This window comes from Paraburkholderia sp. Cy-641 (assembly GCF_011752945.1).
Classification (GTDB): Bacteria; Pseudomonadota; Gammaproteobacteria; order Burkholderiales; family Burkholderiaceae; genus Paraburkholderia.
On sequence record NZ_VWWM01000068.1, the window covers coordinates 1 to 14,771 of the forward strand.

At 63.7% G+C, this 14,771-nt stretch carries 15 protein-coding genes; 12 read left to right on the top strand and 3 right to left on the bottom strand.

Annotated elements, in window-relative coordinates; genetic code table 11:
* Window positions 1-1,986, bottom strand: a 1,986-nt coding sequence (locus F3J20_RS27265) for an Rne/Rng family ribonuclease (protein ID WP_167285345.1), incomplete at its 3' end; no start/stop codon positions are given.
* A 738-nt stretch (window positions 1,987-2,724) separates the two neighbouring features.
* On the opposite strand from F3J20_RS27265, the gene F3J20_RS27270 reads away from it, so the two are divergent.
* The 4 genes from F3J20_RS27270 to F3J20_RS27285 are packed head-to-tail and all read left to right on the top strand — an operon-like array spanning window position 2,725 to window position 5,877.
* Window positions 2,725-3,762 carry an RluA family pseudouridine synthase gene (locus F3J20_RS27270; RefSeq protein ID WP_167285346.1) on the top strand — a complete coding sequence of 346 codons (1,038 nt, stop codon included), beginning with the start codon at window positions 2,725-2,727 and terminating at the stop codon, window positions 3,760-3,762.
* On the top strand, window positions 3,755-4,414 hold the full coding sequence (locus tag F3J20_RS27275) for an HAD-IA family hydrolase (RefSeq protein ID WP_167042927.1): 660 nt from the start codon (window positions 3,755-3,757) through the stop codon (window positions 4,412-4,414). Before F3J20_RS27270 ends, F3J20_RS27275 begins: the two co-directional genes overlap by 8 nt.
* On the top strand, window positions 4,411-4,827 hold the full coding sequence (locus tag F3J20_RS27280) for a Rieske 2Fe-2S domain-containing protein (RefSeq protein WP_167285352.1): 417 nt from the start codon (window positions 4,411-4,413) through the stop codon (window positions 4,825-4,827). The genes F3J20_RS27275 and F3J20_RS27280 overlap by 4 nt, the downstream gene beginning before the upstream one ends.
* A gap of 33 nt (window positions 4,828-4,860) precedes the next feature.
* Window positions 4,861-5,877 carry a S49 family peptidase gene (locus F3J20_RS27285; protein ID WP_167285354.1) on the top strand — a complete coding sequence of 339 codons (1,017 nt, stop codon included), beginning with the start codon at window positions 4,861-4,863 and terminating at the stop codon, window positions 5,875-5,877.
* A 145-nt stretch (window positions 5,878-6,022) separates the two neighbouring features.
* Here F3J20_RS27285 and F3J20_RS27290 read toward each other — a convergent pair whose 3' ends face one another.
* The gene (locus tag F3J20_RS27290; protein WP_167042933.1) at window positions 6,023-6,742 is read right to left on the bottom strand and encodes an SAM-dependent methyltransferase; all 720 of its coding nucleotides are present in this window, start codon (window positions 6,740-6,742) and stop codon (window positions 6,023-6,025) included.
* Window positions 6,739-7,356 (bottom strand): Maf-like protein, encoded by a 618-nt coding sequence (locus F3J20_RS27295; protein WP_167042935.1) that lies wholly within the window; start codon window positions 7,354-7,356, stop codon window positions 6,739-6,741. The genes F3J20_RS27290 and F3J20_RS27295 overlap by 4 nt, the downstream gene beginning before the upstream one ends.
* 365 nt (window positions 7,357-7,721) lie before the next feature.
* Between F3J20_RS27295 and F3J20_RS27300 the strand changes: the two genes are divergently transcribed.
* The 8 genes from F3J20_RS27300 to fabF all read left to right on the top strand — a co-directional run bounded on the left by F3J20_RS27300 (window position 7,722) and on the right by fabF (window position 14,701).
* Complete coding sequence (locus F3J20_RS27300; protein ID WP_167042937.1) at window positions 7,722-8,378, top strand: DUF177 domain-containing protein; 657 nt, start codon at window positions 7,722-7,724, stop codon at window positions 8,376-8,378.
* 101 nt (window positions 8,379-8,479) lie between these two features.
* Entirely contained in the window at window positions 8,480-8,659 is a 180-nt protein-coding gene (gene rpmF / locus F3J20_RS27305; protein ID WP_167042939.1) for a 50S ribosomal protein L32, read from the top strand.
* A 171-nt stretch (window positions 8,660-8,830) separates the two neighbouring features.
* On the top strand, window positions 8,831-9,937 hold the full coding sequence (plsX, locus tag F3J20_RS27310; RefSeq protein ID WP_167285355.1) for a phosphate acyltransferase PlsX: 1,107 nt from the start codon (window positions 8,831-8,833) through the stop codon (window positions 9,935-9,937).
* On the top strand, window positions 9,937-10,926 hold the full coding sequence (locus F3J20_RS27315) for a beta-ketoacyl-ACP synthase III (RefSeq protein WP_167285357.1): 990 nt from the start codon (window positions 9,937-9,939) through the stop codon (window positions 10,924-10,926). Before plsX ends, F3J20_RS27315 begins: the two co-directional genes overlap by 1 nt.
* Window positions 10,927-11,039: 113 nt before the next feature.
* Window positions 11,040-11,975 (top strand): ACP S-malonyltransferase, encoded by a 936-nt coding sequence (gene fabD / locus F3J20_RS27320; RefSeq protein WP_167285359.1) that lies wholly within the window; start codon window positions 11,040-11,042, stop codon window positions 11,973-11,975.
* A 103-nt stretch (window positions 11,976-12,078) separates the two neighbouring features.
* Window positions 12,079-12,828, top strand: a complete 750-nt coding sequence (fabG, locus tag F3J20_RS27325; RefSeq protein WP_167042947.1) for a 3-oxoacyl-ACP reductase FabG — start codon at window positions 12,079-12,081, stop codon at window positions 12,826-12,828.
* Between the two features lie 150 nt (window positions 12,829-12,978).
* The gene (gene acpP, locus F3J20_RS27330; protein WP_004197638.1) at window positions 12,979-13,218 is read left to right on the top strand and encodes an acyl carrier protein; all 240 of its coding nucleotides are present in this window, start codon (window positions 12,979-12,981) and stop codon (window positions 13,216-13,218) included.
* A gap of 244 nt (window positions 13,219-13,462) precedes the next feature.
* On the top strand, window positions 13,463-14,701 hold the full coding sequence (fabF, locus tag F3J20_RS27335) for a beta-ketoacyl-ACP synthase II (RefSeq protein ID WP_167285360.1): 1,239 nt from the start codon (window positions 13,463-13,465) through the stop codon (window positions 14,699-14,701).
* Window positions 14,702-14,771: the final 70 nt, after the last annotated feature.

Below are 14,771 nucleotides of genomic sequence, written 5' to 3' on the forward strand. Positions count from 1 at the left end.
CTCGCGTGCTTCACGACCCTCACGCGCTTCGCGTTCTTCGCGACGCTGCGACGGTTGCTGACCTTGTGCCTGACGGCCGCCGCTCACGCCTTCGCCGCGTCCTGCGGTATCACGGCCGCCTGCGCCGCCACGGCGGTTGCGGTTGCGATCGCCGCCACGTTCGCCGGTGCGCTCACCGCGCTCCGTACGCTCGCCGCGTTGCGGACGGGCCTGCTGCTTGTCGGTCGTGGCCGGCGCGGCCGGTGCCGGAGCAGCCGGCTGCATGCCGAACAGATTCTTCAGCCAGCCGATGAAGCCGCCGCTCGCCGGCGTCACCGCGACCGGAGCCGGGGCGGCCGCCGGGCGGACCGGCGCGCTCGGCGCCGGCTTCTCGGGCGTGATGCCCTTGACCGCCGCTTCCTGCTTCGGCTTCACTTCCTCGGCGCGTTTGCTGTAGCCGGTTTCCGATTCGAGTTCGCGGGCCGCTTCTTCGGCCATCTTCCACGATGCGCGCGGATCGTCGAGGCGCGCGTCGTCGTGGCGCAGACGTTCGAGCTTGTAGTGCGGCGTGTCGAGGTGCTTGTTCGGGATCAGCACGACATTGACCTTGAAACGCGACTCGATCTTGTTGATTTCGGCGCGCTTCTCGTTCAACAGGAAGGCGGTCACTTCGACCGGCACCTGGCAGTGGATCGCCGCGGTGTTTTCCTTCATCGCTTCTTCCTGAATGATCCGCAGCACTTGCAGCGCGGACGATTCGGTATCGCGGATATGGCCCGTGCCGTTACAGCGCGGGCACGTGACGTGGCTGCCTTCCGAGAGGGCCGGGCGCAGACGCTGGCGCGACAGTTCCATCAGGCCGAAGCGCGAGATCTTGCCCATCTGCACGCGGGCGCGGTCGTGCTTGAGCGCGTCTTTCAGACGCTGCTCGACTTCGCGCTGGCTCTTGGCCGATTCCATGTCGATGAAGTCGATCACGATCAGGCCGCCCAGGTCGCGCAGACGCAGCTGGCGGGCGACTTCGTCGGCGGCTTCGAGGTTCGTGCGCGCGGCCGTTTCCTCGATGTCCGCGCCCTTGGTCGCGCGCGCCGAGTTCACGTCGATCGCGACGAGCGCTTCGGTGTGGTCGATCACGATCGCGCCGCCCGACGGCAGCGGCACCGTGCGCGAGTACGCGGTTTCGATCTGGTGCTCGATCTGGAAGCGCGAGAACAGCGGCACGTCGTCGTGGTAGCGCTTCACCTTGCCGACGTTGTCCGGCATCACGATGTCCATGAAGGCGCGCGCCTGGTCATGGATTTCGGTCGTATCGATCAGGATTTCGCCGATATCGGGCTGGAAGTAATCGCGAATCGCGCGGATCACGAGGCTCGATTCGAGATAGATCAGCATCGGCTGGCCGGCCGTGCCGCTTTGCGACGCGGCTTCGATCGCGCGCCACAACTGCATCAGGTAGTTCAGGTCCCACTGCAGCTCTTCGGCGCTGCGGCCGATGCCGGCCGTACGCGCGATGATGCTCATGCCTTCCGGCAGTTGCAGCTGCGCCATGGTTTCGCGCAGTTCCTGACGGTCGTCGCCCTCGATCCGGCGCGACACGCCGCCGCCGCGCGGGTTGTTCGGCATCAGCACCAGATAGCGGCCGGCGAGCGAGATGAACGTGGTCAGGGCCGCGCCCTTGTTGCCGCGCTCTTCCTTTTCGACCTGGACGATCAGTTCCTGACCTTCCTTCAGCGCGTCCTGGATGCGTGCGGAACGCATGTCGACGCCGTCGCGGAAGTACTGGCGGGCGACTTCCTTGAACGGCAGGAAGCCGTGGCGGTCTTCGCCGTAGTTGACGAAGCAGGCTTCGAGCGACGGCTCGATGCGCGTGATGATGCCTTTGTAAATATTGCCTTTGCGCTGTTCGCGGCCGGCGGTTTCGATGTCGATATCGATGAGTTTTTGCCCATCGACGATGGCGACGCGCAGTTCTTCCTGCTGCGTCGCGTTGAACAACATTCGTTTCATTGAACGACTCCAGAGCAGCCTCGCCGGCCCAGCTGCGCGGTTGTCAGTCGCGAGAGCAAAGAGGGCAGGCGTGCCGCGTCTTATTGTGTTTTCACAAGCACGCTGGAGCGGGAAAAATGGCGGGAGAATTGCCTGAGAAGGGCCCGGCCCGTCAAAAATGGGCGCGGTGCCGCAGGGCACATGCGAACACGGCTTCAAATAATGACCCGACACGCCGCGGGTTCTGCCGGCCGACCTTCATCAGCCTTCGTTCTGCCTTGCCGGTGCGCCAACCAGGCGCGCGGGCAGAGGCCGAAAGCTGCGGTCAAGCCGCAGCGGGAAGTTCGCGCAGGCGGCGCGTCTTTTCCTGCTGGGGGTGTCTCGCCTCATTTTGACGTCGCCATGTCTTGTACTTTCTACAAGACGCCTTGGGCGCACGCCGTATTTTCGCGACTTGCAGCTTCGTACAGCAGGGCGTCATGCCACCCGAAACGCGAAGCTGGAAGTTAAATTCTTTTTTACCAAATTTCCGTTACCGTCGAAGCCGACCTTGACCGAACGCGCCTGTGGGCGCCGTCCCTGCCGGGTGCGGACTTCGTGCGTGCAACTTGTTGCATCTCATTTTCAGGGTGAGCAACCAGACCCCGGCGCAAGTAAAATAACGGTTTATCGCTTGCGCTCGCGCAATCCACCTGCAATCCGGACGCTGTGCGGACACTGCGCCGGCCGCCGCGGACTGCTGGGCAAATTATATTCAGAATGAAAGAGTTAGGCAAAACATCCCAGAGACCGGTTGCAAGCGCGGTGGCGAGCGACCAGGTTTCGCTGATCGAAATCGACGACGGCTCGGCCGGCCAGCGCATCGACAACTTCCTGCTGCGCGTCTGCAAGGGCGTGCCGAAGAGCCATATTTACCGCATCCTGCGCAGCGGCGAAGTGCGTGTGAACAAGGGGCGGATCGACGCGCAATACCGGCTCGAACTCGGCGACCTCGTGCGTGTGCCGCCGATCCGCGTCGCGCAGCAGGGCGAGGCGCCCGCCCATGTGCCGGTGCCGAGCGGCGGTTTCAACATCATTTTCGAAGACGAGCATCTGCTCGTGATCGACAAGCCGGCCGGCGTGGCGGTCCATGGCGGCAGTGGCGTCGCGTTCGGTGTGATCGAGCAGATGCGCGGGGCACGGCCGCAGGCGAAATTCCTCGAACTCGTGCATCGGCTCGATCGCGAGACCTCGGGCATCCTGATGCTTGCGAAAAAACGCGCCGCGCTCGTCAACCTGCACGAGCAGATTCGCGAGAACCAGATGGACAAGCGCTACTACGCGTGCGTCCACGGCGAGTGGGCGGCCGACTGGGGCCGCCGTCGCGCGGTCAAGGCGCCGTTGCACAAGTACATGACGCCGGACGGCGAGCGCCGTGTGCGCGTGCAGCCGGACGGACTCGCGTCGCATACGGTCTTCAACCTCGTCGATCGCTGGCCGGAATACGCGCTGCTCGAAGCCGAACTGAAGACAGGGCGTACGCATCAGATTCGCGTCCATTTGCAGCATCTGGAACTACCGATCGTCGGCGACGCCAAATACGGCGATTTCGCGCTGAACAAGGCGCTTGCGCGCGCCAACGCGAAGCCGGGCCTCAAGCGCATGTTTTTGCACGCGTACCGGCTGAAGCTCGCGCACCCGGACACCGGCGCGCCTTTGCAGCTGGAAGCGCCGTTGCCGGCCGACTGCCGCGGCTTTATCGCCCAACTCAACGAATTACGCACGGGGTTCGACCCGGAGACGACATCGCATGGCTAGAGAGCAATTTGATCTGATCGTGTTTGACTGGGACGGCACGTTGATGGACTCGACCGTGCATATCACGCGCAGTATCCAGGCGGCGTGCCGCGATATGGGTTTGCCGGTTCCCGCCGACGAAGCCGCGAGTTACGTGATCGGCCTCGGTTTGCGCGACGCGCTGCAACTGGCCGCTCCAACGCTCGATCCGGCCGACTATCCGCGTCTTGCCGAGCGCTATCGCTTTCACTATCTGGTGAAGGATCAGACCACGGAGCTGTTCCCGGGCGTGCGGGAGATGCTGCAGGACTTGCGCGAACAGGGCTATCTGCTCGGCGTGGCGACCGGCAAGAGCCGCGTGGGGCTGAACCGTGCGCTCGACCAGTCGCGCCTGACGAGCCTGTTCGACGGCACCCGCTGCGCCGACGAAACGTTCTCCAAGCCGCATCCGGCGATGCTGCACGAACTGACACGCGAATTGGGGCAGGATACGGTACGCACGGTCATGGTTGGCGACACGACGCATGACCTGCAAATGGCGATCAATGCCGGCGTGGCCGGGATCGGCGTGACTTACGGCGCGCATCCGGCCGACTCGCTGAGCGCCATGGCACCGAAATTCGTCGCTTCGAGCGTGAGCGATCTGTCTGGCTGGCTGCGGGAGAACGCATGAGTGGCGATGGGGCGGGCGCAGCTGCTACTGGTGCGGCCCAGGCCGTGCGTATTTGCGCGGCGGACGAGCTGGTCGACGGCGGGGTAGGTATCCGGCACGAGGCGCGGCTTGGCGGTCACGATGTCGTGGTGTTCTTCATCCGCTACGAGGGCCGCGCTTATGGCTATCTGAACCGCTGTGCCCATGTGCCGATGGAGCTCGACTGGTCGGAAGGGCAGTTTTTCGAGTCGTCCGGTTTATATTTGATGTGCGCGACACATGGCGCGATTTACGCGCCAGATACCGGCAAATGCGTGGGTGGACCGTGCCGCGGCGGCAGATTGCGTCCGGTGCAGGTCGAGGAGCGCCATACGCCCGAAGGAAGCGCGGTATTCTGGCTGCCTGACGGCGAATTGCTGCCCGCTACGCCTTGATTGTCCCTTTCTCTCAACCTTTCCCTTGCCCGCATGTCCGATAATTTGACTCCCGAGACGAAAGATCCCACCCCGGATCCCACCCCGAGTGGCCGTTCCCGCACGCCTGCCGGCGAACCGGGCTGGGAGCGTGCCGCACTCGAGCGTATTGCGCTCGCGGCGATCAACGAGCAACGCGCGGCACGCCGCTGGCGCATTTTCTTCCGGTTCGTGCTGCTGGCCGTGTTCGCATTTGTCGTATGGGGCGCGGTCAACTTCTCTGGCGAGCGGGTTGCGACCACCGGCCGTCATACGGCGATGGTGACACTTGATGGCGAAATCGCTGCCGATACGAATGCAAACGCCGAAGATATCAATACCGCGCTCGATACCGCGTTCGAGGATTCCGACACGGCAGGTGTGATTCTCTATTGCAACAGCCCGGGCGGCAGTCCGGTGCAGGCGGGCATCATCAATAGCGAAATCCGCCGCTTGCGCGGCAAATATCCGTCGATTCCGCTCTACGTCGTGGTCGGCGACATGTGCGCGTCGGGCGGCTACTATGCGGCCGCGGCGGCCGAGAAGATCTATGTCGACAAGGCGAGCATCGTCGGTTCGATCGGCGTACTGATGGAGGGCTTCGGCTTTACTGGCTTGATGGACAAGCTCGGGGTTCAGCGCCGGCTGCATACGTCGGGTGAGAACAAGGGCTTTTTCGATCCGTTCTCGCCTGAAACGCCGAAGATGAACGAACATGCGCAAGATATGCTCGATCAGATTCATGCGCAGTTCATCGACGCGGTGCGCGAGGGGCGCGGGAAGCGTCTGCATGAGACGCCGGACATGTTTTCGGGCCTGTTCTGGACGGGGCGGAAGAGCGTCGAGCTGGGTCTTGCCGATGGTTTCGGCGATCCCGATTACGTCGCGCGCGAAATCTTCAAAGCGCCGGATATCGTCGATTACACGGTAAAAGAGAGCATTACGGATCGTGTTGCGCGCAAGTTCGGCGCGGCGGTAGGCGCGGGTGCGGTTCGGGCGATGGCGCTCGGTGCGAAGGTGAATCTGCACTGAGCGCGGACTGTTCTGCCGCGGGTCTGCCAATGATCGGAAGTCTGCGAAAAGCACGCGCAATCGGCGACGATTGCGCGTGCTTCTGCTTATATCGCGGCAAATTTCCTGCCTGCCGACCGGGACAACTGCCCCCGGATCGTTGCGCTCAGGCCGCCAGAATCAGGAAAATGGCCGGCCGCTTGTGCAGATCGATCTCCGGCTTTTTCTTCCAGTCGGCAACGGTGCGGCTCGCGACGGTTTCGCTCGGCAGCGTCAGATCGACCGCCACGCAGACGAGCGTGGACGGCGCGCAGGTCGCGAGCAAGGTGTCCAGCAGCGCGCGGTTGCGGTACGGCGTCTCGATGAAAATCTGCGTCTGCCTGCCTTTACGCGACTGCTGCTCCAGATCGCGCAGGCGCTTCGCACGCTCCGCTGCGTCGACCGGCAGATAGCCGTGGAAGGCGAAGCTTTGGCCGTTGAGTCCCGAGGCCATCAGTGCGAGCAGGATCGAGCTCGGTCCGACCAGCGGCACGACCTTCACGCCGCGCTCGTGTGCGCGCCGCACCAGCAGCGCGCCCGGGTCTGCAACCGCCGGACAGCCGGCTTCGGAGACGAGGCCCGCGTCGGTGCCCGCGAGCAGCGGGGCAAGCAGGCGGTCGATCTCGCCCGCGGGCGTATTGACGTTCAGCTCGCGAATCTCGATTTCCTGAATCGGCCGTTCGGTGCCGACCTTCTTCAGAAATGCGCGCGTGGTTTTCGCGTTTTCGCCAATGTAATAGTGCAACGACGCCGCGCGGGCACGCACCGGCGCGGGTAGAACGGCGTCGAGTGCGTTCGTGTCGCCTTCGCCGAGCGTATTGGGAATCAGGTAGAGCGTGCCGTTCATCGTGCCCCCAGAAGCGGATAGCCGGCCGCGAGCAGCATGCTCGATAGCGCGATCAGCGGCAAGCCGACGAGCGCGGTCGGGTCGTCGGAATGGATCGCCTCGAGCAGCGCGATGCCGAGCCCTTCGGATTTGGCGCTGCCGGCGACGTCGTACGGCGTTTCGGCGCGCAGATAGGCGTCGAGCGCGGCGTCCGGCAGATCGCGAAAGCGCACGCGGGTGATCACGTCGACGCTTTGCGCGTTGTCCGTGGCGTTGTCGAACAGGCATAGCGCACTATGGAACAGCACTTCGCGGCCGCGCATCGCCTGCAATTGCGCGAGTGCCTTGTCGTGCGTGCCCGGTTTGCCGATCTGCAGGCCGTCGTAAGTGGCGACCTGGTCGGAGCCGATCACGAGCGCGTGCTCGTCGGCGCCAAGTCCGCTGGCGACCGCGCGGGCCTTGGCTTCGGACAGGCGCAACGCGGTTGCTTCGGGCGTTTCGCCCGCGAGCGGCGTTTCGTCGATGGCGGGCACGACGACGTCGAACGGCACACGCAGGCGTTCGAGCAGTTCGCGGCGATATGGCGAACTCGACGCCAGAATCAGGCGTGGCGGGCGTTTGGGGGAATCTGACATGATTGACGGGCGGCTAGGGAGGCGGGTCGTACCGGGCCGCGCGGAGTTCGCGCGCGTACGGGCTTAAGTGTTTGACTCGAAAAGACAAAACAGATATGATTTTGGGCTTTTCACGGTATGCTTGCGCCGACGGGCTTGGGCGCGTTCAGTGGCTTTCGATGGCTTTCAGCGCTCCAGAAGTTGTGCGAAGGATCGAAGAAAGGTGATTGAAGAAAGCCGGCCGGCGGGTTGAACAGCCGGTTGAAACGCAGAGGCCAACGCAACGGCCGCAAGCCTCGCGGGCTGTCTCGCACACCGGTTTATTTTCGCGGTGGATTTCCTTCGCGGATCACCCCGGCAACACGCTTGCCGACGCAGGAGCGCACATGACTCAACATCCTGGCAAACCTGCAGGTCTGTCCGACCCGCATGAACTCGATCTGTTCGAATTTACGCGGAGCGGGCGCCAGGCCGCGGGTGTCGTGCGCGTCTCGCAACTGCCGCGCATGTTAAACGAAGTCCCGGCGGATGCGCCAGATCGCGATACCGCGTTCACATGGCAGGCCGAAGGGACGACGCAGCCGGAATTGCAGGACGACGGCGCCGAAGGTCCGCAGCCTTATCTGCGGATGGCGGTTCACGGTGCCGCATGGCTCGAATGTCAGCGATGTTTGACGCCGTATTCGCAGACGTTCAACGTCGATGCAACTTACCGGATCGTCAATACGGAGGCGGAAGCCGAAGAGTTTCCGCTCGACGAGGATGAAGTCGAGGTGATCGTGGGCTCGCGCCAGTTCGATCTCATCGACTTGATCGAAGAAGAGTTGCTGCTTTCCTTGCCGCTTGTGCCCAAGCACGAGGTCTGCCCTGAAGTGCACGAGAGTCTTGTCTCGGGTGTGGACGGCAGCGAAGGCGAGGGCGACGAAGCCGCGCAGGACGAGGCGGGCGAAGGCGGTGAGCCGGAGCAGTCGGGTGAGCGGCGCAATCCGTTCGCGGCGCTCGAAAGTCTCAAGCGCGACGAGCCGGGTGGCAGGAAGCACTGAACAGTTGCAGGGGAGCGCGATGCGGGCGCCCTGGCCAGTCGGCTAGTGGCGGAGACCGTATCGGGCTGTGTTAGAATTCGGAAAATTTTTAGGAGTTAGTCATGGCAGTTCAACAAAATAAGAAGTCGCCGTCGAAGCGCGGCATGCACCGTTCGCACGATTTCCTCACGGCAGCGCCGCTGGCCGTCGAGCCGAGCACGGGCGAAGTGCATCTGCGTCACCACATCAGCCCGAACGGCTACTATCGCGGCAAGAAAATCGTCAAGACGAAGAACGACTAATCGTTCACTGCGTTGCGCCCTGTGGCGTTTCGCGTGGCGATCGGCTCGCTTGACATTTTCCCGGTTCGACAGGAAGGCGGCATTCAACTGCCGCTTTTTTGTATCGATCGCAGTTGGCGCGTTAGCGCTTGCTGTGCTCCCAGGCAGAGCGTCTGAAATTCGTCGCACTCCATGACAGTAAAGCTCACGATAGATTGCATGGGAGGCGACCACGGCCCGTCCGTGACCGTTCCCGCTGCCGTCAACTTCGTTTGTTCGCATCCCGATGCGCAGTTGCTGCTCGTCGGCATTGAAAGCGCGATTCGTGCGCAGCTGAAGAAGTTGAAGGCTCAGGATCTGCCGGCGCTGACCGTCGTATCTGCTACCGAGGTCGTCGCAATGGACGATCCGGTCGAGGTCGCGCTGCGCAAGAAAAAAGATTCGTCCATGCGCGTGGCGTTGAACCGCGTCAAGGAAAGCGAGGCGCAAGCCTGCATTTCCGCCGGCAATACCGGCGCGCTGATGGCGGTCTCGCGTTATGTGCTGAAAACGCTGCCGGGCATCGAACGCCCGGCCATCGCGTTCGCATTGCCCAATCCCCATGGCTACACGATGATGCTCGACCTGGGCGCCAACGTCGACTGCGAGCCGCAGCATCTGCTGCAGTTCGCGGAGATGGGGCACGCGCTCGTGTCTGCGCTCGAGGGCAAGGAGCGGCCTACCATCGGCCTGCTCAACATCGGCGAAGAAGTCATCAAGGGCAACGACATCATCAAGCGCGCCGGCGAACTGCTGCGCGCGAGTACCCTGAACTTTCACGGTAACGTCGAGGGCGACGACATCTACAAGGGCACCGTCGACGTGATCGTCTGCGATGGCTTTGTCGGCAACGTCGCGCTGAAGACGTCGGAAGGTCTCGCGCAGATGCTCTCCAATATCATCAAGGAAGAATTCGGCCGTTCGTGGCTGACCAAGGTGATGGCGGTGCTCGCGCTGCCGGTATTGATGCGTTTCAAGAAACGCGTCGATCATCGGCAATACAATGGCGCCGCGCTGCTCGGCTTGCGCGGCCTCGTGATCAAAAGCCACGGTTCCGCCGATGCCTATGCGTTTGAGTGGGCCATCAAACGCGGGTATGATGCCGTCAAAAACGGCGTGCTGGAGCGCCTTGCGCGAGCGATGGAAGAGAACGCGGGTTCTCTCGAACAGGCGGCGCGCGACGCAAGCGGTGCGGGCCACGCAAGCCCGATCGCAGGCCAGCCGGCCGAGCCCTACGCTGCGCAATCCTCGAAGGCATAATGGCTCAATCCACAATCTATTCCCGCGTGCTGGGCACCGGCAGCTACCTGCCGCCCAACCGTGTCACCAATCAGGATCTGGCCGAGCGTCTCGCCAGCCAGGGCGTCGAAACGAGCGATGGATGGATCGTCGCGCGCACGGGCATCCACGCGCGCCACTTCGCCGATCCCGATGTCACGACGAGCGACCTCGCGCTGATCGCCGCGCAGCGCGCGATCGAGGCGGCCGATATCGATCCGCAGTCGATCGACCTCATCATTGTCGCGACCTCCACGCCCGACTTCGTGTTTCCGAGCACGGCCTGCCTGCTGCAGAACAAGCTCGGCATCAAGAACCACGGCGCCGCGTTCGACGTGCAGGCCGTCTGCTCCGGCTTTGCCTACGCGGTCGCGACGGCGGACAGCTTCATCCGCAGCGGCCAGCATCGCACTGCGCTCGTGATCGGCGCGGAAACCTTCTCGCGCATTCTCGATTTCAAGGACCGCACCACCTGCGTGCTGTTCGGCGACGGCGCGGGCGCAGTGATCCTGCAGGCGTCCGACGAGCCAGGCGTGCTCGCGAGCGCATTGCACGCGGACGGTAGCCACTCGAACATCCTCTGCACGCCGGGCAACGTGAACGGCGGCGTGGTGACAGGCAGCGCGTTCCTGCATATGGACGGCCAGGCGGTCTTCAAGCTCGCCGTCAACGTGCTCGAAAAGGTCGCGGTCGAAGCACTCGAAAAAGCCAATCTGAAGGCCGAGCAGGTCGACTGGCTGATTCCGCATCAGGCCAACATCCGCATCATGCAAAGCACCTGCCGCAAGCTCGGCTTGCCGCAGGAACGCATGGTCGTCACGGTGGGCGAGCACGGCAATACGTCGGCGGCGTCCATTCCGCTCGCATTCGACGCCGCGGTGCGCGACGGCCGCATCAAGCGCGGCCAGAACGTGCTGATCGAAGGCGTGGGCGGCGGCTTCACGTGGGGTGCCTCGGTTATCCGCTACTGATCGCCGCATGCGGGGCGCGCCGCTGGCAGCGCCCGTGCGGCCAGCGTGCTGCTCGCGCCATGCGGCAGCCGCTCGCCGCGGCCACATCCGATTAAACCGATTTTGGGGACGATATGAAATTTGCGTTCGTTTTTCCTGGGCAAGGCTCGCAAGCGGTTGGCATGCTCAACGCATTCGCCGATCACGCGCTCGTGCGTGAGACGGTTCAGGAAGCGTCCGACGCACTCAATCAGGACCTCGGCAAACTGATCGCCGAAGGCCCGGCCGAAGATCTCAATCTCACCACCAACACCCAGCCGGTCATGCTGACCGCTGCTTACGCGATTTATCGCGCCTGGCAGCAGGCCGGCGGTCCGGTGCCGGCGATCGTCGCGGGCCATAGCCTTGGCGAATACACGGCGCTCGTCGCCGCCGGTGCGCTCGCATTCCGCGACGCGGTGCCGCTCGTGCGCTTTCGCGCGCAGGCGATGCAAACGGCGGTGCCGGTGGGCGTCGGCGGCATGGCCGCGATTCTCGGCCTCGACGACGACGCGGTGCGCGCGGTGTGCGCGGAAGCGTCGGCGGCGGGCGTCGTCGAAGCGGTCAATTTCAACGCGCCGGCGCAAGTCGTGATCGCGGGCCACAAGGCTGCGGTCGAGAAGGCCTGCGAAGTCGCGAAGGCAAAGGGCGCGAAGCGCGCGCTGCCGCTGCCGGTGTCGGCGCCGTTCCACTCGTCGCTGCTCAAGCCCGCGTCGGATCAGTTGCGCGAGTACCTCGCGAGCGTCGACGTTCAGGTGCCGTCGATTCCCGTCATCAACAACATCGACGTCGCCGTGGTCAACGAGCCGGCCGGCATCAAGGACGCGCTCGTGCGCCAGGCAGCCGGTCCCGTGCGCTGGGTCGAGTGCGTGCAGGCAATGGCCGCGCAGGGCGTCACGCACGTGATCGAATGCGGTCCGGGCAAGGTCCTTGCCGGCCTGACCAAGCGTATCGACGGCAATCTCGCTGGCGCGTCGGTGTTCGATCCGGCATCGCTCGAAGAAACGCTGAAGCTCGTCGCGGCGGGCTGAGCGTTTTCACCGTCGGCGGGGGAGCCGCAAGACTGCGGCGCGCCCGCGCCTGACCCACCTCAGGAATCAATCAGCCTTTTGCGAAGGGCCTCCGGACTGACAGATGGAAAAGACTCTCGACAAGCAGATCGCAATCGTGACGGGCGCATCGCGCGGCATCGGCCGTGCGATCGCGATGGAATTGGCGCGCCAGGGCGCGACGGTCATCGGTACGGCGACCAGCGAAAGCGGCGCGGCCGCGATTACCGAAGCGTTTAACGCAGCCGGCATGAACGGCCGCGGCGCCGTGCTCAACGTGAACGACGCGGCGGCGGCGGAAGCGCTGATCGACGGCACGGTTAAGGAATTCGGCGCGCTGCACGTGCTCGTGAACAACGCCGGCATCACGCAGGACCAGCTCGCGATGCGCATGAAGGACGACGACTGGGACGCGGTGATCGACACCAACCTGAAAGCGGTGTTCCGCCTCGCGCGCGCGGTGCTGCGCCCGATGATGAAGGCGAAGGGCGGCCGCATCATCAACATCACCTCGGTGGTCGGCTCGGCCGGCAACCCGGGGCAGATCAACTACGCGGCCGCGAAGGCCGGCGTCGCGGGCATGACGCGCGCGCTCGCGCGCGAGATCGGCAGCCGCGGCATCACCGTGAACTGCGTGGCGCCGGGCTTTATCGACACCGACATGACGAAGGGGCTGCCCGAAGAGCAGCAGACCGCGCTGAAGACGCAGATTCCGCTCGGCCGTCTCGGCAGCCCGGAAGACATCGCGCATGCGGTCGCGTTCCTCGCGTCGCCGCAGGCCGGCTACATCACGGGCACGACGCTGCACGTGAACGGCGGCATGTATATGCAGTAACCAAATTCGGTTACTATCCGCGCCTTGTGCGTTTGTAGAAGCACGAGGCGCATGCCTTGACAGGAACCCGATGCGCAGCTTTTTTGCCGGGTCAAACCTGATAAAATGCGCGCACCTGTATTTTTGAACTTCTTTTCCCTTGGAGGGGTAATGGACAATATCGAACAGCGCGTCAAGAAGATCGTCGCGGAACAACTGGGTGTTGCGGAAGCGGAAATCAAGAACGAAGCGTCGTTCGTGAACGACCTCGGCGCCGACTCGCTCGACACCGTCGAGCTCGTGATGGCCCTCGAAGACGAATTCGGTATGGAAATTCCGGATGAAGAAGCCGAGAAGATCACTACCGTTCAGCAAGCGATCGACTACGCTCGCGCGAACGTCAAGGCCTAAGGTCATTCGCGCCCGCGTTTCTGCATTGGCGGCGTATGACGCCCTGCCGCGCCGCTTGCAGGTGCCAGCGGGGCTGGCGCGTTCCGGCGTGTCCTCGGGTATGCCGTTTGCCATGCAGGGAGCCGCGATGTTGACAGCGCATTTTTCCGCGCGATTGCCGACTTAAACAGCCACAGGGCTCACAGGGCGAATTCCTGTGGCCGCTGTGGCTTTTGCTTTTGTCATCTATGAAAAAGGGGTTACCGTGAGCCGCCGTCGTGTTGTCGTTACAGGCCTGGGGCTGATTTCGCCTGTTGGCAATAATGTTGCCGATGGCTGGGCCAATCTGGTCGCCGGCAAGTCGGGCATTGCCAATATCACGAAGTTCGATGCGTCGAACTTTTCGACTCGTTTCGCCGGCGAGGTGAAGGGCTTCAATATCGAGGACTACATCCCCGGTAAGGAAGCGCGTCACATGGATACGTTCATCCATTACGGTGTGGCCGCCGGCATCCAGGCGATGCGCGACAGCGGCCTCGAAGTCACTGAAGAGAATTCGGAGCGCATCGGCGTCGTGGTCGGTTCGGGCATCGGCGGTCTGCCGATGATCGAGATCACGCAAACCGAACTGCTCAATCGCGGTCCGCGCCGCATTTCGCCGTTCTTCGTGCCGGCCTCGATCATCAACATGATCTCCGGCCATCTGTCGATCAAGTTCGGCATCAAGGGGCCTAATCTCTCGATCGTTACCGCGTGTACGACGGGTCTGCACTGCATCGGCGAGGCTTCGCGCCTGATCGAATACGGCGACGCCGACGTGATGATCGCGGGCGGCGCGGAATCGACCGTGTCGCCGCTCGGTATCGGCGGCTTTGCGGCGGCGCGCGCGCTGTCGCAACGCAATGACGATCCGTCGACCGCGAGCCGTCCGTGGGACAAGGACCGCGACGGCTTCGTGCTCGGCGAAGGCGCGGGCGTGATGGTGCTCGAAGAGTACGAGCACGCGAAGGCGCGCGGCGCGAAGATCTACGCCGAAATCAGTGGCTACGGCATGAGCGGCGACGCCTATCACATGACCGCGCCGCTCGAAGACGGCGACGGTGCGCGCCGCTGCATGCTGGCCGCGCTGAAGAACGCGGGCATCAACACCGATCAGGTGAGCTACCTGAATGCGCACGGCACGTCCACGCCGCTTGGCGACCTCGCAGAAACGACCGGCATCAAGCGCGCATTCGGCGATCACGCCAAAGACATCGTCGTGAACTCGACCAAGTCGATGACGGGTCACCTGCTGGGCGGCGCCGGCGGTCTGGAGTCGGTGTTCACGGTGCTGGCCGTGCATCACCAGGTGTCGCCTCCGACTATCAACATCTTCAATCAGGACCCGGCCTGCGATCTCGATTACTGCGCGAACACGGCGCGGGAAATGAAGATCGACGTCGCGCTGAAGAACTCGTTCGGGTTCGGCGGCACGAACGGCACGCTGGTTTTCAAGCGCGCCTGATCGCCTGATCGCGGGTGACGCACCAGTCCACGACGCCGGCCTTGCCGGCGCTTTCTCCGGAAGCAGCAAG